The sequence below is a fragment of the Corallococcus sp. AB018 genome, from assembly GCF_003986945.1.
GTDB lineage: Bacteria > Myxococcota > Myxococcia > Myxococcales > Myxococcaceae > Corallococcus > Corallococcus exiguus.
Map to the genome: position 1 here is coordinate 33,168 of NZ_RAWR01000023.1, position 22,725 is coordinate 55,892.

20 protein-coding genes and 1 pseudogene are annotated in these 22,725 nt (G+C 70.0%); 5 read left to right on the forward strand and 16 right to left on the reverse strand.

Annotation, left to right across the window (positions count from 1 at the left end):
* Nucleotides 1–63: 63 nt before the first annotated feature.
* The 6 genes from D7Y11_RS07710 to D7Y11_RS07735 all read right to left on the reverse strand — a co-directional run bounded on the left by D7Y11_RS07710 (nt 64) and on the right by D7Y11_RS07735 (nt 5,044).
* Nucleotides 64–966: a nucleotidyl transferase AbiEii/AbiGii toxin family protein gene (locus tag D7Y11_RS07710; protein ID WP_120577146.1), complete on the reverse strand. Its 903-nt coding sequence runs from the start codon at nt 964–966 to the stop codon at nt 64–66.
* Nucleotides 963–1,544, reverse strand: a complete 582-nt coding sequence (locus D7Y11_RS07715; protein WP_120577145.1) for a type IV toxin-antitoxin system AbiEi family antitoxin domain-containing protein — start codon at nt 1,542–1,544, stop codon at nt 963–965. The genes D7Y11_RS07710 and D7Y11_RS07715 overlap by 4 nt, the downstream gene beginning before the upstream one ends.
* 116 nt (nt 1,545–1,660) lie before the next feature.
* Nucleotides 1,661–2,218 (reverse strand): response regulator transcription factor, encoded by a 558-nt coding sequence (locus tag D7Y11_RS07720; protein ID WP_120577144.1) that lies wholly within the window; start codon nt 2,216–2,218, stop codon nt 1,661–1,663.
* On the reverse strand, nt 2,215–3,522 hold the full coding sequence (locus D7Y11_RS07725) for an ATP-binding protein (protein ID WP_120577143.1): 1,308 nt from the start codon (nt 3,520–3,522) through the stop codon (nt 2,215–2,217). The genes D7Y11_RS07720 and D7Y11_RS07725 overlap by 4 nt, the downstream gene beginning before the upstream one ends.
* On the reverse strand, nt 3,519–4,217 hold the full coding sequence (locus D7Y11_RS07730; protein ID WP_233607224.1) for a hypothetical protein: 699 nt from the start codon (nt 4,215–4,217) through the stop codon (nt 3,519–3,521). Before D7Y11_RS07730 ends, D7Y11_RS07725 begins: the two co-directional genes overlap by 4 nt.
* A 44-nt stretch (nt 4,218–4,261) precedes the next feature.
* Nucleotides 4,262–5,044, reverse strand: coding sequence for a transporter (locus tag D7Y11_RS07735; protein ID WP_180946174.1), 783 nt, complete (start codon nt 5,042–5,044; stop codon nt 4,262–4,264).
* 326 nt (nt 5,045–5,370) lie between these two features.
* On the opposite strand from D7Y11_RS07735, the gene D7Y11_RS07740 reads away from it, so the two are divergent.
* Entirely contained in the window at nt 5,371–5,808 is a 438-nt protein-coding gene (locus D7Y11_RS07740) for a DoxX family protein (RefSeq protein WP_120577140.1), read from the forward strand.
* A 24-nt stretch (nt 5,809–5,832) separates the two neighbouring features.
* Here the strand turns inward: D7Y11_RS07740 and D7Y11_RS07745 are convergent, their stop codons facing one another.
* From D7Y11_RS07745 to D7Y11_RS07765, 5 genes are all read right to left on the reverse strand, one after another.
* Nucleotides 5,833–6,741 (reverse strand): metallophosphoesterase, encoded by a 909-nt coding sequence (locus D7Y11_RS07745; RefSeq protein WP_120577139.1) that lies wholly within the window; start codon nt 6,739–6,741, stop codon nt 5,833–5,835.
* 226 nt (nt 6,742–6,967) lie between these two features.
* Nucleotides 6,968–8,527 (reverse strand): hypothetical protein, encoded by a 1,560-nt coding sequence (locus D7Y11_RS07750; protein ID WP_126933368.1) that lies wholly within the window; start codon nt 8,525–8,527, stop codon nt 6,968–6,970.
* A gap of 123 nt (nt 8,528–8,650) precedes the next feature.
* Nucleotides 8,651–9,136 carry a hypothetical protein gene (locus D7Y11_RS07755; protein ID WP_120577137.1) on the reverse strand — a complete coding sequence of 162 codons (486 nt, stop codon included), beginning with the start codon at nt 9,134–9,136 and terminating at the stop codon, nt 8,651–8,653.
* 47 nt (nt 9,137–9,183) lie between these two features.
* On the reverse strand, nt 9,184–9,561 hold the full coding sequence (locus D7Y11_RS07760) for a response regulator transcription factor (protein WP_120560878.1): 378 nt from the start codon (nt 9,559–9,561) through the stop codon (nt 9,184–9,186).
* Between the two features lie 180 nt (nt 9,562–9,741).
* Entirely contained in the window at nt 9,742–10,194 is a 453-nt protein-coding gene (locus D7Y11_RS07765; RefSeq protein ID WP_120527796.1) for a Fur family transcriptional regulator, read from the reverse strand.
* Between the two features lie 275 nt (nt 10,195–10,469).
* Between D7Y11_RS07765 and D7Y11_RS07770 the strand changes: the two genes are divergently transcribed.
* Both D7Y11_RS07770 and D7Y11_RS07775 read left to right on the forward strand, forming a co-directional pair.
* Entirely contained in the window at nt 10,470–12,434 is a 1,965-nt protein-coding gene (locus tag D7Y11_RS07770; RefSeq protein ID WP_120577136.1) for an ATP-binding protein, read from the forward strand.
* A gap of 94 nt (nt 12,435–12,528) precedes the next feature.
* Nucleotides 12,529–12,939, forward strand: coding sequence for a hypothetical protein (locus tag D7Y11_RS07775; RefSeq protein ID WP_121753850.1), 411 nt, complete (start codon nt 12,529–12,531; stop codon nt 12,937–12,939).
* Here the strand turns inward: D7Y11_RS07775 and D7Y11_RS07780 are convergent.
* Both D7Y11_RS07780 and D7Y11_RS07785 read right to left on the reverse strand, forming a co-directional pair.
* The gene (locus tag D7Y11_RS07780) at nt 12,881–14,524 is read right to left on the reverse strand and encodes an ATP-binding protein (protein ID WP_126933369.1); all 1,644 of its coding nucleotides are present in this window, start codon (nt 14,522–14,524) and stop codon (nt 12,881–12,883) included. The genes D7Y11_RS07775 and D7Y11_RS07780 overlap by 59 nt on opposite strands.
* A gap of 125 nt (nt 14,525–14,649) precedes the next feature.
* Nucleotides 14,650–15,477, reverse strand: a pseudogene (locus D7Y11_RS07785) (hypothetical protein); the annotation flags it as partial.
* 266 nt (nt 15,478–15,743) lie between these two features.
* Here D7Y11_RS07785 and D7Y11_RS07790 point away from each other — a divergent pair.
* Entirely contained in the window at nt 15,744–17,075 is a 1,332-nt protein-coding gene (locus D7Y11_RS07790; RefSeq protein WP_126933370.1) for a hypothetical protein, read from the forward strand.
* Between the two features lie 35 nt (nt 17,076–17,110).
* Here D7Y11_RS07790 and D7Y11_RS07795 read toward each other — a convergent pair whose 3' ends face one another.
* A complete protein-coding gene (locus D7Y11_RS07795) occupies nt 17,111–19,996 on the reverse strand; it encodes a PAS domain-containing protein (RefSeq protein WP_120577132.1) in 2,886 nt (961 codons plus the stop codon).
* Nucleotides 19,997–20,181: 185 nt separating this feature from the next.
* Here D7Y11_RS07795 and D7Y11_RS07800 point away from each other — a divergent pair, with 185 nt between their 5' ends.
* Nucleotides 20,182–20,562 (forward strand): response regulator, encoded by a 381-nt coding sequence (locus D7Y11_RS07800; protein ID WP_120577131.1) that lies wholly within the window; start codon nt 20,182–20,184, stop codon nt 20,560–20,562.
* Nucleotides 20,563–20,572: 10 nt separating this feature from the next.
* On the opposite strand, the gene D7Y11_RS07805 is transcribed toward D7Y11_RS07800, so the two are convergent.
* Nucleotides 20,573–20,968, reverse strand: coding sequence for a response regulator (locus D7Y11_RS07805; RefSeq protein WP_158629088.1), 396 nt, complete (start codon nt 20,966–20,968; stop codon nt 20,573–20,575).
* A gap of 80 nt (nt 20,969–21,048) precedes the next feature.
* Nucleotides 21,049–22,503 (reverse strand): response regulator, encoded by a 1,455-nt coding sequence (locus D7Y11_RS07810; RefSeq protein ID WP_158641903.1) that lies wholly within the window; start codon nt 22,501–22,503, stop codon nt 21,049–21,051.
* Nucleotides 22,504–22,725: the final 222 nt, after the last annotated feature.

Sequence of the window (22,725 nt, forward strand, 5' to 3'; positions counted from 1 at the left end):
CTCGCAGTAAAGCCTATGTCGCGCCGGAAAGGACAGAGGGGCTGTCTGGACGTCAGCCTGGGCTCATCGGTTCCAGCTCCAGGTCTCCGGATCCCAGGTGGTGATGGCGGCCCCTTCCAGGACGGGATCGAGGAAGCGCTTCGCGGCTTCGGTCACTTTCTCAAGTGTGGCCCAGGGGAGTTGATTGTCCTGGGCCATGTCTGTGTAAGGCTTCTCCCAAGCGGGAGATGGGGGCGGAATCATGAGCGGTGGGGGATGGGTATCGCGGAAGGTGAAGGTCTGGTGGATGGCACTCCGCAGTCGCGAGGCATCCAGTGCGCCCGTGCTCGCCAGCAGTGGGATGTCAGGGAGGTCCTTGACGCGGGAGTTCGGGCTCCAGCGCGGCATCGTATAGGCATGCAGCTTTTCCGCGAGATGGGTTTCGATGGGATAGAGCCGCAGGCGGGGCGGAGCGATGCCGGCGAAGCCAAGCACATTTGGAGCTGTGACTTCGGCCGGTGTTCCCAGCATGGGCTCACCGAAGGCAACATCCACGTCGAAAGGGCGACTGTAGAGCTTCTGCGCGAGCCGACTTTCTACCCGAAACCGCAGTCCTTCGTACCGCATGCCCTCGTTCTGGATTCTGGAGTGCTCTTCGTTTGAGCGGACGTCGAACACGAAGAAGTCTCCGAGATCGATTCTCGCGGCATCCTGGAGTTGGATCAGCAGTCTGCCCGGGTCTCCCTGAACACGAAGGTCGATATCCTTCGTCGCTCTTGCCCGCGCGACGCGAAGCTCCAGGACGAGTCCCCCCTTGAGAGTGACCTCTGGGCCCAGCTTTGCTTCGACGCGCGCGAGGAACCGGTGGAAGACCAGCAACTCCCGTTGACGTTCAATCGGGTGCTCCCGCTTCAGGGCCTCCTTCCGGAGGTGGTCTTCCAGTGCTTGCTTGAAGGCGGCGGGCGAATCGTAGGTGCGGCTCTTCACGTACCCAGGCCTCCGAAGGGCTTCAGTGCTTCCTCCACCGCAGGGAGACTCCCGCGGACGATGCCTCGATGCAGGGCCTGCCGAGCGGCCTGACGCATCAGGTCCGGGGTCAGTGCGCTTCGCGCGCAGTCATCGAGCGTCCTGCTGGGAGACGTGACCTTGACTGAGCCGACCCAGTGGCGCTCGGAATCGAGCAGGTCGGCATGGTGGATCACGACGAGCTTCGGTACGCGCAGGCGGCGTTTCCGCCAGGACTCTGGAAGCGTCAGGTGGATCCGCGCGGGCAGGACGTCGGAGAGGTCGTAGAGCGCGAGGGCTGTCTGATGCGAGAAGGTTCCCACCTTCTCTGACCAGAGCCATACCGCGACGAGGTCCTCGTGCTCGCCCGCTGGGAAGTGCACCAGCCGGTAGATTCCTCGCTGGACTCGCGAAGCCCGGCCGATGCGCACGTAGTGGGCGAGCAGTTGGGGTGAGTAGCCCGCCTGGGCAGCTTGCTGCGTCGTGAAGAGGCCCTCCTGGGTCTCGGCCACGCGGTAGAGCTGGTCCCAGTCCGGCTTGATTGGGGGCTCCGTGCTCATGCACGAAAGTATAATTCCACTTTAGTTTCGCGCAATAAGTGACTCCTTCTGTTGCGCGAAAGTTAAACCTGGTTTTAGTTTTGTGCGGTCGCTGGCGACAGCGCAAGGGGCCCGCGTCAGCGCGACGGTGGGTACTTCTGCAGCTTCCGCTGGAGCGAGCGTCGGTGGATGCCCAGCTTGCGCGCGGCTTCGGAGATGTTTCCGGCGCTGTCCGCGAGCACGCGGTGGATGTGCTCCCACTCTGCTCGCGCCAGGGACGGTGCCTGGAGCGTCTCTGGTGCCGCGACGTTGGGTGCTTCCTCCGCCCTCGCGAACGCCGCCAGGATGTCGTCCGCGTCCGCGGGCTTCGGCAGGTAGTTCACCGCGCCCAGCCGGATGGCATCCACCGTCGTGGAGATGCTGCCGTAGCCCGTCAGCACGATGACTCGCGTGGACGCGTCCACCGCCAGCAGGTCCCGCACCAGCTCCAGCCCGCTGTGCCCCGGCATGCGCAGGTCCACCACCGCGTACTCCGGTGACTCGCGCCTTGCCGCGACCATTGCCTCGTCGTGGTTGCCCGCTGTCGTCACGTCCCAGCCGCGCTCGCGGAAGGCCCTCGCCAATCGCTCGCGCAGCGTGGTGTCGTCGTCCACCATCAACAGGCTGGGACGTTGATCCACTGGAGTCGTGCTCATGCCGCCGCCTCCTTCGCGTCCGCTCCCGGCAGGCTCAGGCTCGCCGTCGTGCCTTCCCCGGACTTCGAGCGCAGCTCCAGCGCCCCGCCCAACTGCTCCGCCAACGAGCGCGCCAGGAACAGTCCCAATCCCATGCCCTCGCCCGGCGCCTTCGTGGTGAAGAACGGCTCACCCGCGCGCTGAAGCACCGCCTCCGGCATGCCCTGGCCTTCGTCGCGCACCTCCAGCCGCGCTCCCGTGCCCTGCGGCAGCACTCGCAGCTCCACGCCCCTGCCCATGGGCGTCGCCTGGAGCGCGTTCTTCACCAGGCCCCTCAGCACCCGCGCCAACGCTCTCGGCGGTCCGTGGACTGGATGCGCCTTCAGCGCTTCCGGCACGTCAACCTTCACGCGCTCACGGCCGGACAGCTCCGACAGCGTCTCCTCCACCAGCCGCTCCAGTGGAATGGGCTGGAAGGGTTCGCCCGTCGTCTGTCCCGCGTCCGCGGACATCTGCACCAGCACATCCCGGCACCGGTCCACCTGCTGGCGGATCAGCCTCAAATCCTCTCTCACGGACTCGGAGGTCTGTGACGCCGCGAGCGCACGCTCCAGCTCCTTCGCCACCACCGCGATGGTGGACAGCGGCGTGGACAATTCATGCGCCGCTCCCGCCGCCAGCGTCGCCAGCGAGGCCACCTTCTCCTGCCTCTCGTGCCTCGCCCGCGTCTGCTCCAATTCCTGTTCACGCAACGTCAGCGCCCGCGTCACGCGCTGGATGAAGTACACGATGAAGCCCGCCGCCACCGCGAATGCCACCCACATGCCGCTCAGGTGCAGCCGCATCAGCTCCGCGTGGTCCGGCCTCTCCAGCCCCGGCAGCGTCACGTCCTGCAACACGAACAGCGACCCGAACGCCAACAGCGTGAAGCCCAGCATCGCCCACGTGCGGCGCGGCGGCAGCAGCACCGTGCCCAGCGCCACGTTCACCAGGTACAGCGTCGTGAAGGGATTGTGCGTTCCGCCGCTCAATGCCAGCAGCCCTGTCAGCACCAGCGTGTCCCAGAGCATCAGCCCGAAGATGGCCGCTTCCGCCACCGGCCTCGCCTTCGCGAGCCCCGCGCGCACCGCCGCGTTCGTCACCGCCTCCACGCCCAGCAGCGCCACCAGCGCGGGCACCGGCAGCACCAGCTTCAAGCCCCACGCCGCCACCGCCACCAGCACCGCCTGCCCCACCAGTACGCCCCAGCGCAGCCTCAGCAACCACACCAGGTTGATGCGGGCCCGGAGCGAGGGTTCGGAGGAGGGCGGCGGAGAGGACGTCATGGCGCGACGGAGGACATCGCCACGGAGCGGGCCACCGTGTCCAGCGCCGAGGCCGCCGCCCCGGGCGACTCCAGGTCCACCGTGGCGAGCCACGTGTCCCAGGCGAGCGCGAAGGTGCGCTCGGCCGCCGGCTCGTCCTCGGACAGCGTCAGCCCGTCCAGCACCACGTCCACCGTGGCGATGTTGGACGTCACCAGCCGGAAGGGTTGCGGCTCACCGCCTCCCGCGGGCACCCGCGTCCCCTCCAGCCACAGCGTGTGCTCCAGCATGTCCACGCCGCTGTCCGCTCCAGGCAGGCCCTCGGCATCCGCGTCCGCGGGCTCGAAGGTGAGCCTCGCCCGGCAGTAGCGCCCCGGTGGCGGCCGCACCGTGCCCAGCGCCAGCACGCTCCCGTCCGGCCGGTCCAGGCCACTGACGTGCGGCGTGCCCAGCCTCAACGGCGAACCCACCGAGTGCGCGTGCGCGGTGCCAATCGGAGACAGCACCTTCAAGAGCCGCCACCCCAGCGCCTCCTCGCACGGCTTCAACTCCACGCTGCCCAGCGTCACGTAGCCTCGCGTCAGCGTGAGCACCTGGCCGTCCGCTCGCGTGAAGGAGCGCTCGCCTCCCGCCGCCTGTACACCTTGCGCGGTGGCCCGGTGCTCCAGGCCCAGCGTGACGGTCATGCCGTCCACGCGCTCTCCACACGCGCTCAAGGCGCACAGCAATCCCAACCATCCCAGACGCGAGGCGCGGATCATCACAGGTCGTACGCGAGCGAGAGCACCGCGATGGGCGTGGACGACACCCTGCGCAGTTGGTTGACGACAGGAATGCGCACCCCGGCCTGCACCACCACGTCCATGCCCGGGCTGAAGAGGACGTCCGGCGACGCGTACGCGATGAAGCCTCCTCCGGCCTCCTCGGGCGTGCCGTTCGTGTCCGGCGCCTTCTCCGCCCGGGTGTCCACGCCCAGCCGCACCGCCCAGGTGGGGGATGGCTGGTATTGCGCCGCCACCTGCGTGCGCACCGACGCGCCCAGCCGGAAGTCGTCGCGCCCTCTTGAGGGCAGGAAGCCCAGGGCGCTCGCGAGGAACGACCAGTTGCCCCGGAAGCCCTGCCACGCCAGCCCCGCCATCGGATCCACGGAGCCGCTGCCGGGCTGCGCGTCTATGCCCAGCGTCGTGCCGTCCCTCGCGTGCAGCCGGGGGCCCGTGGGCAGCTTCACCCCTCCCACCACGCTGATCAGTTGGTCCGGCGAGAACTCCTTGTCCTTCCACACGAACGCCTTCGCCGTCACGTCGATGTCGCCCAGCCCCCAGCCGCGCTCCAGTCCCAGGCTCACGTCCTGGACCTCGCGGGCCTGGAGCGGCAGGTTCACCGCCAGCACCAGCCAGGGCCGGGGCGCGTACGCCACCGCCACGTCCATGCGCAGCTCGCGCAGCCGCTGCGCGTCCACGCCCGTCACCCCTTCCGTGTGCCCCCACGCGCGCAGCATCGTGGACAGCCGCAGCCGCCCCTCGAAGGGCTGCTCTCCTCCCATGGACGTGAGGGTGGGGTCGCCGCAGGCACAGCTCGCGCAGGCCCAGGCCGGGGCGGTGGGCACGAGGAGCAGCGCGGCGCTCAGGAGGGCCAGGGTGGGGGTTCTCAAGGCGTGGCCACCCTAGCGTCCCCCCGTCCCGGCGCAGTGCGGCGTGTTGTCGCAGCCCGCCGGTGCGTCAACCCGGGGACGCACCGGTCGTCCCCTGGCCTGGGGAGCGGGCAGGGGAGCGGGGGCCGGCTGTCCGCCCGCCCATCCGTGCCTATCTGGAGAATGACACCGACCCGTCCGCGTTGAGGGAGGACACGCCGGAGGCATGGAGGTCATTCATGGGGCTGCTCGCACCGCTGGGACGGCTGCTGTTCTCGGTCATCTTCATCACCAGCGGGCTCAATCACTTCATCCAGCTCCAGGCCCTCACGGCCTACGCCCAGGCGTCCGGGGTGCCCGACCCGCGCACGGCGGTGCTGGTGTCCGGCGGAGTGCTGGTGGTGGGGGGCCTGTGCGTCCTGCTGGGCGCCTTCGCCCGCCTGGGCGCGGCCATGCTCGCGGTGTTCCTGGTGGCGTCCGCCTTCATGGTCCATCACTTCTGGAAGATGGATGACCCCGTCCAGGCGCAGAACAACCTCATCCACTTCATGAAGAACCTCTCCATGGCGGGAGGCGCCCTGCTCATCGTCTACTTCGGGCCCGGCCCCTTCAGCCTGTCGCGCAAGAAGCGCGAGAACGCCCTGGGCGGCATGAAGCTGGGCACGCCCCTGCGCTGAACTCGCGCGGGCGCGCCCCGTGGATCAGATCGTCCCGACGTGGGCGGCCTGCTGCGTGCGCAGGGTGAAGAAGGCGACCTCCGGCGTGCTGCCCCGGCGCAGGTACGGCCCGCCGAAGCCGAAGCCCAGCCCCTGGTTCACGTACAGGTGGTTGCCATTCACGCGGTAGTGGCCGCGGATGTACGGCTGGCCCGCGCGGCGGAAGAGCGCTTCCGTGAGGCCCCGGACGATGAACTGCCCGCCGTGGGTGTGCCCGGAGAACTGCACCAGCCCCGCGTGCGCGGGCAGCTTCTCCGCGGTGGGCGGCGTGTGGGCCAGCACCAGCCGCGTGCCGGACGTGGGCGCGCCTCGGAAGGTGGCCTCCACGTCCTCCTTGCCGGTGAGCCCGTCGTCGATGCCCAGCACCGTCAGGGGCGCGCCCTTCACGTTCACCACGCGGTGCTCGTTCTGGAGCACCGTGTAGCCCAGCGCCTCGAAGGACATGCGCAGGTAGGGCGCGTCCACCCAGTGGTCGTGGTTGCCCATCACCACGAAGACGGGGCCGTTGAGCCCCTGCAGCAGCTGGCGCACGCGCGGCAGCGGCTTGGGGCTGTGCGTGACGTAGTCGCCCGTGAGGAACACCAGGTCCGGCGCGGCCTCGTTCACCGCGGCCACCGCGCGGCGGATGCGCACGTCGCTGGTCGCCTGGCCCACGTGCACGTCCGACAGCTGCGCGATGCGCAGGCCGTCATGCACCGGGTGGATGCTGTCCAGCTGGAGCAGGTGCTCGGTGAGGACGAAGTGATCCCTCCAGCGCAGGCGCCGGTCCGGCCGGAAGGGGTCGGGGCCTCGCGCCTGGAGCTCGTTGCGACCGTGGGGTTCCACCGCCTCGGAGATGGCGAGGGAGGCGGCGGCACCAGCGGCGTGACGGCGGCGGGCGAGTCTCAGGCGCATGCGTTCGGATTCCTCCGGCGGGGCGAGGCGATTGTAGAGAGCAGTCCGGGGGGCCGTGAAGCCCGGGGGCCCGGCCCGCCTGCCCCCTTGCACGAAGGCACGGGGGCGGAAGCAGAACCGGGCCTCCTTCCAGAACATTTCCCGCGCCTTCCAGGCAACCATCACCCCCCCCCGTGGCGCCGGGTGCGACATGCGCACCGCCCCGGCGTCAGGGTGGGAGTCCTGCTCAGTGGCCGCGCAGGACGGTCAGGCCTTCCGACGTCAGCACCAGCAGCATGCCGGAGGTGCCGGAGCCGTCGTACACGAGCTGGAGGACCTTGTTGCCGCGCACGTCCGCCACCTTCTCCACCGTCTTGGACGGGGTCAGCCGGTAGAGGCCTCCCGTGTTGGTGCCGATGAAGAGCGAGCCGTCATTGGTGGAGGCCAGCGCGTTGATGCCGCCGAGCGCCGGCACGTCCGCGCCGACGCGGGTGCCCTTCTGGAAGGGGTTGGTGGCGGAGAGGATGGTCATCTCCCACAGCCCCAGGTCCTTGCTGCCCAGGTAGTACTTCTTGTCCGTGGTCTGCTGGAAGCCGCGCCAGGAATCGAAGGTCTCCTGCGAGTTGACCTCCGGGAGGTAGGAGGACTTCACCTTCTGCGGGTTGATGCCCGCAGTGGTGGTGTCGTCCCAGTTCTCCAGCTTCGTGTCGGGCGTGACGATGCCGAAGTTCCACTCGTTCGCGATGAGCACGTCCCCGTCCGGCGAGATGCCCAGGCCGTAGGTGTAGCCGGCGTACTGGGAGCCCCGCGCGTCGAACCACACCGGGTGCCGGTGGGCGTTGTAGGTCAGGCCCCGGATGCGGGTGACGCCGTGGTTGGAGCCGAAGAAGACGTCGCCCTTGTTCGGGCCGCGCAGCACGGACGTGCAGCTGTACATGGCGCGGTCTTCGTCGAAGTGGTGGTCGTTGCTGTTGCGGATGCCCAGGCTGACGCCGTCCACCACGGTGGGGCCCGTCTGGATGAAGGGGTTGCCGTTCGCGTCCTTGTTGGCGCGGCGGGACTGGTTGATGTGGCCTTCGAGGACGACCTGGCCGCTGGCGTCCAGCTTCACCGCGTCCACGTCACCCTGCTTGTAGAACTGGAGCCGGCGCGGGCTGAACGGGAAGCAGGTGGTCTCGTTCACCGGGATTTCGCACGGCTTCGCGGTGACGATGAAGTTGGTGTGGATGTCCGGCCACTCTGGATCCACGCCCAGGTCGTCCGCGTAGTAACCCACGTAGGCGCGGCCCGCCTCGCCGCCGCAGATGACGCTGGAGGGCTGGCCCTCCGCCGCCTGACCCACGGGCCCTCCCACCCAGACCAGCTTCTGCGTGTCCGCGCGCACCACGCCAATGCGGTCGCCGTCCAGCACCCAGATGTTCTTGCCCAGGTCCACGCTGACCGACTTCACCCTGCCGATGCCGTAGCGGTCCGAATAGTTCGTCACCGGATCCGCGGGCCATGGATCCACCGTGCCCGCGTCCGTGCCGCCGTCGGTGCCGGCATCCGTGCCCGCGTCCGTCCCGGCGTCGGTGCCCGCGTCCGTCCCTGCATCCGTGCCGGCGTCGATGTCCGTGCCTGCATCCGTGCCCGCGTCCGTCCCTGCGTCGGTGTCGCCCCCGGTCCCCGCATCCACCCCTGGCCTCGGGTCGACATTGTCCGTGTCATCAATGGGAGTCGTGGGCCCGTCGGACCCTCCGCAACCCCACGCCGACAGCACCATCGCCCCCACACACACGCCCAGCCCCAGCAGTCGTCGATTCACCATGGTCTCCCTACGCGCCACCTAAGCAAGCGGCGTACCCGCCCTGGAGATCAGGCTGTCCGTGCGGCATTCCCTGGGGAGAGGGCAATTTCCTTCCCACCCAGGGCACCGGCCGACCTTGAACGACTACTTCTTGGGCTTGGGCGAGGTCGCCTTCAGCTCCAGCGCGACGGAGTCATCCCCGTCCAGCTGGAACTTCGCGCGCACCTTGGCGCCCTCCGGCAGGTCGCTCACCTTCGCCGGCTGGTCGTCCAGGGTCACCTTCGTCTTGTCGCGCACCTCCAGCTTCACCTCCGGCAGCGTGTCCTTGCGCGCCAGGGTGATGTCGTCGTCGTCCTTGGCCTTCACGGTGCCTTCCAGGTCGAAGGCGTGATTCTCCTTCCACACGCCCGTCTGCGCCGCGGCCTCCTTGGAGGTCGGCGCGCCCACGACGCTCTTCGCGGCGTCACCGATGGCGGGGCCCACCTGCTGGGCCTCGATGCCCGTGGACCGGCGGCCGTGCTGACGCGAGCTGGGCGCGCTCGGCGCAGGGTTCTCCGGCGTGCCGGTGGGTTCCTGCGCGAAGGCAGTCGTTCCCAGACACAGCACTGCCGCGATGATGAGCTTCTTCATGGTCCGCTTCCTTTCGTGGATGGGTTTCGTGTCCCCGTGCTCGATGTTCAGACGGGCAGGCAGAGCTGCTTCACGGTGGTGAGCAGCGCGGACAGGTCCAGCGGCTTGCGCAGGTAGCCCGCCACGCCCATGCCATCCACCGTGTCGCGCACGTCCAGGTCCGCGCTGGCCACCACCACCGGGATGTCCGAGCACGCGCGCTCGTGGCGCAGCGCCTCGCGGAACGCGACGCCGTCCATGCGCGGCATCATCAGGTCCAGGAGGATGAGCTGCGGCCGGGGCTCCGACGAGCGCAGCCGCTCCAGCGCCTCCAGCCCGTCCGCCGCCAGCTGCACGGCGTAGCCCTCCAGCTCCAGCGCGTCCTGGAGCGCATCCCGGATGTCCATGTCGTCGTCGACGACCAGCAACGTGTGATGGGCTTCCATCCCAATCCCCCTGCGAACCCTGGAGCGCCCACGCCGTCCCCCGAGCCGGGACGGCGGGCCTCCGCTTCGCCAGGACGAATCTGTGTCCGGGGGCGGGAGAGCGGAAGCTCACTATGTAGGCGGCTGCCTACCAGTGAGCACATCCCCAGCGGGGGCTCGCCTGGCGGGCTGGAGGGGGTGCTACTCGCAGCGGTCGCAGAGACCGCGCAGCTGCACTTCCACGGCGCGCTGCGACACGGCGCGGGGAACTCCCCGGGCGGTGGTGAGGCGCACGGACTCTTCAGGGAGGCAGGCGACGGTGCCGCAGTCGGTGCAGGTGAAGTGGGGGTGGTTGTTGGCGTGCTCGGTGGCGCCGGCGCGCTTGAGCTCGAAGCGCCAGACGTGGTCGCCCAGGTCGGCGCGCACGACGAGGCCGGCCTCGGTGAGGTCGGTGAGGTTGCGGTAGATGGTGACGCGGTCGTAGCCCTCGCCGCCCAGCTCCTCCACCAGGTCCGCGTGGCTCATGGGGGCGGTGGCGGTCTCCAGCTTGCGCAGCACGGCCACCCGGGGGGCGGTGCTGCGCAGCCCCGCGGCGCGAATCCGGTCCTGGAACCCGGTCAGCTTCTCCTGCGCCGTGACTTTCTTGGCACCCATGGGCGGTCGAATAACACACCGCCGCGCCCACGTCCCCCCACGCCTGTGCAAACGAAGTGTACCTGTAGCCCGGTTGTACCTGTGACGCGGCAGGCCAGCGCCAGGCCTCCCTGGTCCGTGGCCTTCCAACTTCCAACACTTCCAAAGGGTTGCCTTGACTCGGAGGCCCCCGTCACCAGACTGCGCCCTTTCCACACCCTGGTGGCGGGCCGTTGGGGTCCCACCTTCCAGAACGACCTGTCGCCCGCGCTCGTCCTCCTCCTCCAGTCCCCCCGATGAAGCCCACCCTGCTGCTCGTCGAAGCCCCGGGTTCCCACCGGGAGCTCCTGTCCCTGGCGTTCCAGGGGCAGGGTTGGCGGGTGCTGCTGGCGGTGGGGGTGGAGCCGCTGGTGCAGGCGCTGCGCGAGTCCCCGCCGGTGCACCTGGTGCTGGCGGCGGGGGCGCTGCTGGCCTCGGAGGCGGGGCGGTTGGACGCGCTGCGTGAGGCGCTGGCCGCGTCCGGTGCCTCCCTCTGGGTGGAGGCGCCACCGGCCGAGCAGGACGCCCTGCGGCGGTCGGGCCTGCCGGTGGCGGGGTTCCTCGCGACCGGGATGTCGCTGGGGGCTCGGGTGGAGGCGGTGCGGCAGGCCCTGCCCAGGGAGGCGCAAGGCCGCCAGGCCGCGCTGCGGGTGCTGGTGGTGGAGGACGACCCCGTCTACCGCAAGCTCCTGCAACTGGCGCTGGCGCCCTTCCGCTTCGAGCTCATGGAAGCGGAGGACGGGATGTTCGCGCTGGAGCTGGCGCGGCGGCACCCGCCGGACATCGTGCTGGCGGACGTGCTGATGCCCCGGCTGGACGGCTTCCGGCTGTGCCTGGCCCTGCGCCAGGACCCCAAGCTCGCGCGCGTGCCGGTCATCCTCACGCACGCCACCGCGCCGGACGAGCTGGACCTGCGCATGGCCGCCAACGTGGGGGCCAACGCCTTCGTGCGGCGCTCACAGGGGGATGACGAGCTGGTGGCCACGCTGCTGCGCGAGTCTCGCGCGGAGGGGCCCCTGCCCGCGCCCGTGCACGGCGAGCTGTCCACGGAGACGCACCTGTACGCGATGGTGCGCCAGCTGGAGCGGCGCGTGGGGTTGCTGGAGCAGGCCGAGCGCACCGCGCGCGAGAGCGAGGAGCGCTACCGGCTGGTGGTGTCCGGCTCCTATGACGGTGTGTGGGATTGGGACGTGCGCAACCAGCGCATGTACTGGAGCCCGCGCCTCCTGGAGATGCTGGGGCTGAAGCCGGAGGACTTCCCGGGGACGTCGGAGGCCTTCCTCGCGCGGGTGCACCCGGAGGACCGGGACCCGGTGGCGTCCGCGCTGGCGCTGCACCTGGAGCAGGGCGCGCCCTACGACGTGTCCTTCCGGCTGAAGCACGAGGCCGGGGGCTACCGCTCGTGCGTGAGCCGGGGCCGGGCCATCCGCGACACGCAGGGCCGGCCGGTGCGCATGGCGGGCATCATTGGCGACGTGACGGAGCAGCTGCGGCTGTACCGCGAGGCGCGCGAGGCGGTGCGCGTGCGGGACGAGTTCCTGGCGGTGGCCGCGCACGAATTGCGCACGCCCCTGGCCGCGCTGCGGCTGCGCGTGCAGGGCACGGCGGCGGCGCTGAAGCTCGAGCGCCAGGTGGCGCCGGAGCGGCTGGAGCGCGCGCTGGTGGCGGCGGACCGGCAGGTGCAGCGGCTGGTGGACCTGGTGGAGGGGCTGCTGGACGTGTCGCAGATGCAGGGCCACGCGCCCCGGCTGAACCTGGAGGCCGTGGACCTGGGGCAGGTGGTGCGGGACGTGGTGCTGCGCTCGGAGGAGCTGGCGTCGCGCGCGGGGTGCCTGCTGGTGGTGCGCGACGTGGCGTCCGCGGTGGGGCACTGGGACGCGCTGCGGCTGGGGCAGGTGGTGACGCACCTGCTGGTGAACGCGGTGAAGTTCGGCCCGGGCAAGCCCGTGGAGCTGGAGGTCCAGGCGGACGAGTCCACGGCCTGGCTGGTGGTGCGGGACCACGGCATCGGCATCGCGCCGGACCGGGTGGACGGCCTCTTCCGCCGCTTCGAGCGCGCCGTGCCCGCGCGCAACTACGGTGGGTTGGGGCTGGGGCTGTACCGCCTGTCTCGCATCGTGGAGGCCCACGGCGGCGAGGTGGCGGTGACGAGCACCCTGGGGCAGGGGGCGACGTTCCGGGTGCGACTGCCCCGCGCGGGGCCTCCGGTGGGCCACGCCTGACGGCCGTCCGGGCGGGCGGCACCTCTGTTGGGTGATCCACATCCGGTGGACGTGAGCCGCTGTCCATCCGGGAGGAAGGACGCAACTTCCCCGCATGAAAAAGCGACCCACCGTGCTGGTGCTCAACGGAAGCGAGGATCTCATCGAGGCACTGGAGGAGGTGCTCGACGGGGTGGGCTTCCAGACGAAGGGCGTGCGCGTGCAGGACGTCATCCGCGGCCCCCTGGACTTCGCCACGCTGGTGCGGGAGACGGCGCCGGCGGTCATCGTCTACGACATCAGCGTGCCGTTCCTCCTGAGCTGGCACGCGTTCCAGAAGCTGGCCGCGACCCCCGCCGCCGCGGGCATCCCCTTCGTGCTCACCACCACCAACCGCGAGGGCGCGAAGGAATACACGGGGCCAGATGTCATCGAGTTGCTGTTGAAACCCTACGACATCGACCAGTTCACCCGGGCGGTGAAGCAGGCGGCGAAGCGGGGGGCTGTCGAGGCAGACGCACGGTGAAGGTGGTGCCCGCCTCCGCCGTGCTCGTCACGCTCACGGTTCCGCCGTGGGCGTGCACCACCTGCCGCACGATGAAGAGGCCCAGGCCGATGCTGCGGTCCGAGCGGTCTGCCTGGTGGGGGGTGCCGCGCTCCAGGGGGGCGAAGAGGCGCGGCAGCAGCTCCGGGGAGATGGGAGCGCCCGCGTTGTGGACCTCCAGCACCACCGTGTCCACCGTCCCCAGGCTGCGCACCTGGATGGGGGCCTCCGGGTCGCCGTAGGTCAGCGCGTTGCCCAGCAGGTTGCCCACCACCTGGGAGAGCCGGTCCGCATCCCAGGTTCCCGCGCCGTCGCCCGCGGAGGTGACCTGGAAGACGCGTCCGGGGGCGCGCGTCTGGGCCTCCTCGACGGCGGTCTCCACCAGGGCATGGAGGTCCGCGCCCTGGAGCTTGAGGGGGAAGTCGCCGTGGCGCACCTGGGTGAAGTCGAGCAGGTCGCGGATCATCCGCACGGCCCGTTCGGTGGCGGTGCGGATGCGGTGCACGCGCTGCTGCTGTGAGTCGTTGAGACCCGCGCGCTCCAGGAGCAGCGTGGAGGACAGCAGGACGGAGGACAGCGGGCTGCGCAGGTCGTGGCTCACGATGCCGATGAGCTGCCGCTCGAAGTCACCGCGCTGGCGTGCCTCCTGCTCCAGCTGCTTCCGGGCGGTCACGTCCCGCAGGGCGCCCACCACCTGGACGACGCGCGCGGCTTCGTCACGGACGATGAGGGCGTGCTCTTCCACGTCCCGCCAGGCGCCGTGCGCGTCGCGGAACCGGTGGCTGCCGCGCCACACGTCGCCGCCGCCTTCGATGGCTTCGCTGAAGCCGCGCTGGACGGCGGCGAGGTCCTCCGGATGGATGTGTCTCCGCCACCAGTCCAGGCGTGGCACCCGCGGGTCGTCCAGCGGGCCCAGCAGGTCCTGTCCGCCGCTGCTCCACTCCAGGATGTCTGTCTGGGGGTTCCATTCCCAGATGGCGTCCTGGGTGGCGCGAGCGGCCAGCCGGAAGCGCTGTTCACTGTTCCAGGCGCGCAGCTCCGCGGCGCGGACCTCCTCGAGCGCGCTCTCCGCGAGGGTCCGGCGGGCCTGCTCGTCGGACAGGCTCTGGCGGTGGGTGTCGAGCTCCTTCGTCACCCGGGTCTCGCGCTGGCGCTGCTGCCGGCTCCAGTGGGCCAGACCCAGGACGCGGGCGACCAGCTCCTGGGCGCGGAAGGGCTTGAAGACGTAGTCATTGGCGCCCGCGCCCAGTCCTTCGACGACGTCCTCGGGACTCTGATGGGAAGTGAGCAGTAGGACGGGGATGCGGGCCGTGGCGGGGATGCTCCGGACGAAGGCGCAGACCTCCAGGCCGGTGAGGCCAGGCGTCTCCCGGTCCAACACGAGCACGTCCGGCGGCGTCTGGATGCCAAGCGCTTCCACCAGCACGGCCCCGTCGGGGAACACGGCGACGTCACACGCGGACGCGAGCGCGGCCTGCGTGGCCCGGGCTTCGGTGGGCGAGTCCTCCAACAGCCACACGGTGGGGCGTTCCGCCGCATCAGGGCGTGTCGTGGAGTCGGAGGGCATCGGAGGATGGACGGGGTCCTAGTGCGTCCGTCGGACACAAGTCCAGTGGCGGTGGGTAGTGGCCTCATGAGGAGTGGTTGCCCGGTGGACGTCCGGTCGCGCTGCGCGCACGCGCGTGGCTCCTGTCACGACCTGTGTCGCTCCGCTTCCCGGAAGAACTGCGTGAGCGAGTGCGTCAGCAGCGACTGGCGGGATTCCATGTAGCGGCGTGCGCGGAGGAAGGGCAGCCAGACGCGCTGGCCGACACGCACCTGAGACTCTTCGGGGTTCAGTCGCGAAATCCAGGTCCCCCCCAGGCGCTTCACCAGGATGCCACCCAGATAGGCCCCCAGGGCCGGGGCGGTGTGCGAGTCGATGAGGTCTCGCTTGTATCGCTCCGGGAAGTTCTCCCGCCAGAAGTAGAAGTCGAGGTCCGTGAGGGACTCCGGTGTCGCGTCGAAGATGCTGGGCACCTGGGGATGGAGGGCGGCCACAAGGCCTTCGGTCAGGTCGACGTAGCCGCCGTGGACGCGCTCCGGATTCTCCACGTCTGGGGGCAGGGCGACTGGGAGCCACTCTTCCGGTTCGGGTGGCTGGAAGGCATTGAGTTCAGCGATCTTCCGCTGCCGTTCACTGATGGCGACCTCATCCGGCAGACGCGAGAGGAGCGGCGTCAGGGCCGGGTGGAAGCGGGGCTCCACGGGAGAGAGTGCGGCGCTGCGCTCCCTCAGCGTGCACAGCACCGTGTCGAAGTCGAGGTCGGGCCGCAGGTGGACATGCGCGCGGGCCTGGGCCATGCGCGCTTCGTCGCTGGCGAAGTCCGCGGCGGTAGGGCGCAGCACGAGGAGGACGGAGCCATTGGGGAGCTCCTCCACGCGGTGGGCGGGTGTGGACAGCACTCGCTCGCGGCCGACGGTTTCCACCAGCTTCGGGCCGAAGATGTTCAGCCAACACACCTCATAAACCTTGTCGAAGCGGAGACGTTCAGCTTCAAGAGTCGGGACCTCCTTGGCCTTGATGGGGCTGCTCTGGCTGCTCAAGTGGTTGCGGACGCAAGAGCCGCACTGAAGTGTTACGGTGAGACGTTGAATATCCGTAGGCCTGGGCTCGAACAGACGGCGCAAATCAAAAGAGTCCGATTGATCTACGAAGAGACCTTCAAGCCATTGGAACCTGATGCCCTTGAGCGTGCCGTGAATAGAGCTGAGCGTATGGCAAAAGGAGTGGAGGTGCTGTTTCAATGAAGGCAATGAGTTCTCTTGAGCCGAAAGCAGGCGATCGCCTGCGATTCCTGCTGGACGGGGCACTTGGCCATCGAGCTGAATCGGACACCGAGCTCACGCCCTTCCTCGCAGCGCTGGAGTCTCACGCCGAAGGCTGGATGCCGGATGTTGTGAAGGGAGCGCAACGGCGAAAATACTCGCGCGCCTCCATCAAGAAAGCGTTGGAGGAGCAGCGCGATGAGCATGGAACATCCGTCGCACTTTACCGTGTACAGCCCTTGGTTGAGTTGACGCTCGATCTCGATCTTCCTCCATCAGGAAATCAGTTGAGCTGTAGCCTTGGTGTTCAGCCCCTCTCGTTGTTTTCAGAGCGAGGGCGGTGTCTCATGTTTTTAGATATGATCAGGACCTTGGCTGCGCACTACCTGGTCGACTACGCCATGGCTCATGGCATGGCGGATCGGCAGCTCGCAGGAGCTCCGTACTTCGGTCGTGATGAAAAGGCCTCGCGAAGGGATGGCTTCGACAAGATCTACGAGGTGTTCTGGCTCAATGTCTTCGGTCCCAAGCTCGTGGAAGGCGTAGGTCGCGAACGGGTGCTCTCGACGCCTGCGCACCTCGTGGAGGAACTCCCCAACGGCTCCGTCCTCCTGGTGCTGTGGCCTACCGCCGCGGACTTCGCCAGAGACGAAGCGCGAGTGGCCCAGGCCCGCGCCCATGTCCACCTTCGGCCCGACCTCGACTTCGACACGGTGCTGCGCACGCTGAGGGAGCGCAGCGCCGCACTCGTCCCCGTCGAGCCGCGATTCCACCCGGACGTGGCTCCGTTCCTCTCGCGCCTGCCGGACGTGTTCGCCATCAGCGAGCGGCAACGGAAGATCGCCGAGCTCAACGCCTTCCGGCCTCCAGCGCCGGAGGAGTGGCTCCCAGTCGCCCTTCCCTCGGACGTGGGGAATCCGGAGCGCGTCCTCACCTCCTACGGAGACCTGTCCGAAGGACTCGTGGCCGCGCTGCACACGAAGGTGCCGTCCATCATGGCCGCGACGCCCGAGTCCCTCACGGACCTGGACTTCCACTTCTGGCGGGAGAACTTTCCGGAGCGCTACAAGCGGGACCTCATCGACGGGCATACCGCCCCAGCCGTGGGGGCCTACCTGGGCGACGTGCTGGTGAAACACCTGAACGGGGAGTGGCTGCCACGGCGGAAGCTGGAGGAGTCCCAGGTGCGTGTCGGCCAGCGCGTCTGGCTGCCTTTCCTCCGCGCCCGCCGGTACATGCAGTCCCGCCAGTCGTTGCTGGACTCCTCGCTCACCCAGTTCTTCCGTGAGGCGGAGCGGCACCGGGCCTGATGGAGAGCGCTTCGCTCAACTCCACGCCAGCCGCACTAACTCTTCGCGTCCGCGTGCGGCAGCCGCACCGTGAACGTCGTGCCCGCTTCCCGCGTGGACGTCACGTCGATGGTGCCGCCGTGCGCATGCACGATGGTCCGCACGATGTAGAGCCCCAGGCCCACGCTGCGCGTCGCCGCGTCCATTCCCGGTGCCCCGCGCTGCATGGGCTGGAAGATGCGGGGCAGTACGTTGGAGGCGATGGGGGCTCCGCCGTTGTGCACCTCCAGCAGGATGCTCCCGGGCACCTCCCGCAGACGCACCGCCACCGGCGTGTCCTCCGGCGAGTACTTCAGCGCGTTGCCCAGCAGGTTGATGAGCAATTGCGTGACGCGGTCCGGATCCCAGCAGCCGCGCAGGCCCGCCTGCGGCAGTGACAACTGGAGGTCGCGCTCCGGGGCGGTCATCCGCACCTCCTCCACCACCTGACGCACCAGCGCCCCCAATTCCAGATCCTGGCACTGCACCGGGAGCCCGCCGCCCATGCGCGCCTGGGTGAAGTCCAGCAGGTCGCGGATCATCCGCACCGCGCGCTCCGCGGAGTTCTGGATGCGCAGGACGGCCTTCGTCGCGCGCTCGCTCAGGTCCTCGCGCTTGAGCAGCGACGACGTGCCCAGGGTGATGGCGCTCAGCGGGTTGCGCAGGTCGTGCGACACGATGCCCACCAGGTACTGCTCGAACTCCGTGCGCTGGCGCGCCGCCTCCTCCGCCAGCTTGCGCTCCGTCACGTCCAGCCCCGTGCCCACGAACCGCAGGGGCCGTCCGTCCGGCCCGAAGTGCACGTGGCCCCGCCCGGAGAGCCATCGCTCGGCCTGGCCTGGCCTCGGGAGCCTCGCGCGGAACTCGCACGCGTACTCGCCGGAGCCTCCGGGCCGGGCGGCCTCCTCCATCGCGTGCTCCACCAGGGGCCGGTCCTCCTCCAGGACGAAGCGCATGGCCTCTTCGAGCAGCACCTCGCCTTGCGCGGGCAGGCCCAGCATGGCGCGGAAGCGCGCGTCCCAGGTGCCCCGGCCCGTGGCCAGCTCGATGTCCCAGCTGCCCATGTCCGCCGCGTCCAGCGCCAGCCGCAGGCGCTCCTCGCTGGCCTTGAGCGTCCCCGCCAGGTCTTCCGCGCGCTGACGGGCCTGCACGGCTTCGGTGACCTCGTTGGCGACGACGAGGATGCCCTGGAGGCCGACCTCCGTCTCGTGCAGCGGCTGGTAGATGAGGTTGAAGTACGCTTCCTCCAGGGCTCCGCCCGCGGCCCGCGCCAGCCGCACGGGCAGTTCGTGGCCCACGTAGGGCGCCCCCGTGGTGAGCACTCCGTCCAGCAGCTCCCGGATGCCCTGGCCCTCCACCTCCGGCAGCGCTTCGAGCACGGGACGGCCCAGGACCTGGTCGCTGGTGCGGCCCCAGAGCTGGCAGACGCGGTCGTTGGCCAGCGCCACGACGTGCGCGGGCCCCCGGAGGATGGCGAGCGCGACGGGCGCCTGCCGCAAGAGCGCGTGCAACTGGCTCAGCTCCGTGTCGGCCTGGACGCGCGCGGTCCGCGCCTCCCGCAGCTGCTGTTCGTGTCCGTTCTGCGCCTCCCATCGGGAGGTGACGTCCTGCATGGCGCCCACCATGCGCACGCCCCGGCCCGCCGCGTCGCGCAGGATGACGCCCGTGTCCAGCACCCGCACGACGTCGCCCTGGCGGTTGAGGAACCGGTACTCGTCCTGCCAGCGCGCCTGCGTGCCCTGGATGGCCGCGCGGATGCCGTGCTCCACCCGCTCCCGGTCCTCCGGGTGGATGCGCGCCACCCACCACTGCGCCAGGGGGCCTATCTCCTCGGGCGCGAAGCCCAGCAGCCTGCGCGTCTCCCCGCTCCAGGCGACCTTCTGCGTGAGGAGGTTCCAATCCCAGACGGTGTCCGCGGCCGCCTGGCTGGCCAGCCGATAGCGCGTCTCCGACGCCTCCATCCGCGCGTGGGCTTCGCTCAGCCGGCCCATCAGCAGTGCGCGGTCGAGGATGCCGGAGAGGTACTCCACCAGCGTCTCCAGGAAGCGCTTGGCCCGCGGCGGCACCGGCCGGGCCTCCGCGAAGCCCACGCAGAGGACGCCCATCAGGGCGCCGTGGGGCCACAGCCGCAGGCCCAGCAGGGTGCTCCACGCACTGGCCTCCAGCCCTTCGCGTTCGAAGTCCTCCAGCCCCCGCGCCTGCGCGAGCACCAGCGGCTCCTCGGCGCGCGCCACCCGGCCCAGGAAGGACGGCCCCTGGGTGTCCGCCCACCGGCCGGCAGGCGGAACGAGGTGCAGGGTGTGCGCGGCGGGGAACAACCTCCGGCCGCCCGCGTCCACGAGGAACAGCTCCGCTCCGGCGGCCTCCATCGCTCGGGCGATGAGCTCCACCAGCGGCTTGAGCGGGCCCTGCATGTCCGTGCCGGGCTCCAGCGACCGGGGCGCCAGCGCGTCCATCTGGCGCAGGAATCGCTTCTCCCGCTGGCGATCCTCCAGCGAGTCGCCGGAGAAGAGGAACACCACGTGTTCCATGGCCTCCTCTATCTGCTGGAAGAGGCACTGAAGGTCCGAGGCGTCGGGCTTGCGCTCCGGCTGGGCGTCCTCCCAGAGCTGGGGGATGAGTCGCCCCAGGAGCGTGTATTCCTCCGTCGCGTCCTCCTGCGTGGCGCCCACGCGCAGCCGCAGGTTGATGTGGGCCTCCTCCAGGCGCGCCCGCGTCTCCAACCGCTCCGGCGTGGGGCCGTGCCGGCAGATGGCCGCGACCGAATGGAGGTATTCCGGGACCGTGGAGATGAGCTCCGAAGGCTTCAGTCCCTGCGTGCTCTCCAGCCCGCGCGCCGCCTCCGAGAAGCGCCGCACCAGGGCGTCCAGGTTGGCTTCGATGAAGTCCGCGATGAGATTCATGGGCCCGTAGAGAAGGGGGTAGGGGCTCGTGTCTCCCGGTGCAACCGACCCGCCTGGTTTCCCTCGTGATTCCCGACAGGCGGACGGGCGGGGGCCTGCCCCGCGTGAAATCACCGCACGCAGTGAGGGGCAGGGAGGCACGTCTTCCTTGGCGCTCGTAGCAATACCTGCGTAGGCTGCCGTCCGTGAGCAGCACCCCCTCGCGTTCCATCATCCTCATCGTTGACGACGAACCGGACCTGCGCGAGGTCGTGGCGGAGCTGCTGGAGATGGAGGACTACACGGTGCTCCAGGCCGCCAATGGCCAGGCAGCCCTGGACGTCCTCGCCGCCAACAACGACCAGCCCTGCCTGGTGCTGCTGGACCTGATGATGCCGGTGATGGACGGCCACGAGTTCCTCCACCGGCTGCGGGAGGACGCGCGCTACCGCGAGCTGCCCGTGCTGATGCTCACCGCCCACTTCTCCGCCAAGGCCCCGCCGGGCACGGTGGGCCTGCTGCGCAAGCCCGTGGACATCCCGGAGCTGCTGTCCATGGTGGCGCGGCACTGCCCCGCCGCCGCCTGAGCGCACGGCATCACGCCGTCGTGGTGTGCACCGCGATGGCGTCCAGCAGCGCCTCCAGCTTCACCGGCTTGCCCAGCCGTCCGGCCACGCCATGCGGCAAGGGCAGGGTGGGGTGCGCCGTGAGCACCAGCACCTGCATGAGCGCGAGCGCGCCCGTGCCGCGCAGGTGTTCGATGAAGGCGTGGCCGTCCATCACCGGCATCACCAGGTCCAGCAGGACGAGGGAGGGCATCCGCTCCTGCTCCGCCAGCAGGTTGAGCGCGTCCTGGCCGTTCATCGCCGTGAGGACGCGGTAGCCCTCCGACTCCAGGATTTCGCGCAGCGCCTCGCGGACGTCCTCGTTGTTCTCGACGAGGAGCAGGGTGGTGCGGTGTTGCGGAGTGGACACGCATGCACGGTAGGGCACGGGTGCCAGCGTTTCCAGGGGGCTCGTGGGCCTGGACGGCCGGGAGGCGCGGGAGCGGGGTGGCGTGCGCCCTCCGGGATTCATGCGCCGGCCCGGGGCAGCGTCAGGGTGAAGACCGTTCGCTGCGCGTCCGACGTCACGGTGAGCGTGCCCCGGTGGCCTCGGACAATCTGGTCGGAGATGAAGAGGCCCAGGCCCAGGCCCGACGGAACGTGGGCGCCGGTGCGCGCGCGCTGGAAGGGGTGGAACAAGGTCTCCAGCTCCGCCGGGGCGATGGTCTCTCCCGGGTTGCTCACCCGCGCGATGACCTGCTCCGGCTCGCTCACGAGCGTCAGCTCCACGGCGGCGTCCGGGGGGCTGTACTGGAGCGCGTTGCCCACCAGGTTGCTCAGCACCTGCGCCAGCCGGTCCGCGTCCCAGTTCCCCGTGAGGGGACCCGTGGACGTCACCTTCACGGTGCGGTGGGGGTGCACCAGCTCCAGCTCCTCCACCACCTGGCGCGCCACCTGGCCCAGGTCCGTGGCGGCCGGGTTCAGGGGGATGCCGCTGCCCAGCCGGCTGCGGGTGAAGTCCAGCAGCTCGGTGATCATCCGCGTCATCCGGTCCGTGCTGTTGATGATGCGGCTGGCGGTGCGCTCCAGCGCGGGGGGCAGTTGCTCGCTGGCGACGAGGAAGCTGGCGCCCATGCGGATGGAGCTGAGGGGGTTGCGCAGGTCGTGGCCCACGATGCCCAGGAAGCGCTCGCGGAACTCCGCGGACGCGCGCAGCTCCGCCTCCGCCTGCTTGTGCCGGGTGACGTCCACCAGCACGCTGCCCACGCCCACCACCTCACCCCGGGCCGTGCGCACCGGGTGGTAGCTGGCCATCACGTACAGCTCGCCGTGGGGGACGCCCGGGTGCTCCAGCGTGAAGCCCAGCTCCTCCACGGGCTCGCCCGTCTCCAGGACACGGCGGAGGAGGGGCTCCAGCCGCGAGGCGAAGCGGGGCAGGACCTCCACCAGCGTCCGGCCCGGGTAGGCATCCACGGACAAGCCGTCCAGCTTCGCCATGCGCGCGTTGACGCGCACGAAGCGCAGGTCCCGGTCCAACAGCGACAGCCCCACGGGCGAGGACGTGAGCAGCGCGTCCAGTTGCGCGAACACCTCCGCCTTCTCCTCGCTCGAGCGCCGCACGTCGTCCGCCAGCCGCTTGGTGCGCGCGAGCGCGTCCACCCGCGCGCGCACCTCCTCCGTGCGGAAGGGCTTGGCCACGTAGTCGTTGGCGCCCGCGCGCAGGCCCTGCACCAGGTCCTCCGGCCGGCCGTGCGCGGTGAGCAGCAGGACCGGCAGGGCCTGGGTCTCCCGCTGTCCGCGCAGGAACTGACAGACCTCGGGACCGGACATTCCCGGCATCTCCCAATCCAACACCACCACGTCCGGTGCTCGCCCGGCGTGCAGCCTTTCGAGCATCGCGGCGCCGTCCGGGAACGTCTCCACCTGGAAGCCCGTTCCCAGCGCGGTCTTGATGAAGCGCGCCTCGCTGGCGCTGTCGTCCACCACCCAGACGCAAGGTGCGTGCTCCGAGGGAAACGGAGGCGGGCCCGGCGGGCGGGGGAATGAGGCGTCGGGCGGAGGAGGCGGGCGCATGGATGGGATTCGGTCCCCGGTGCGGAAAGACAGGAGGGCGCAGGGTGCCGGATGTGCGGGCAGCCGTGGCGCTTCGTCGCCCGCCGTGGCACATCGTCCAAGGCGGGCGTGGACCAGCCAACGTTCAACGCG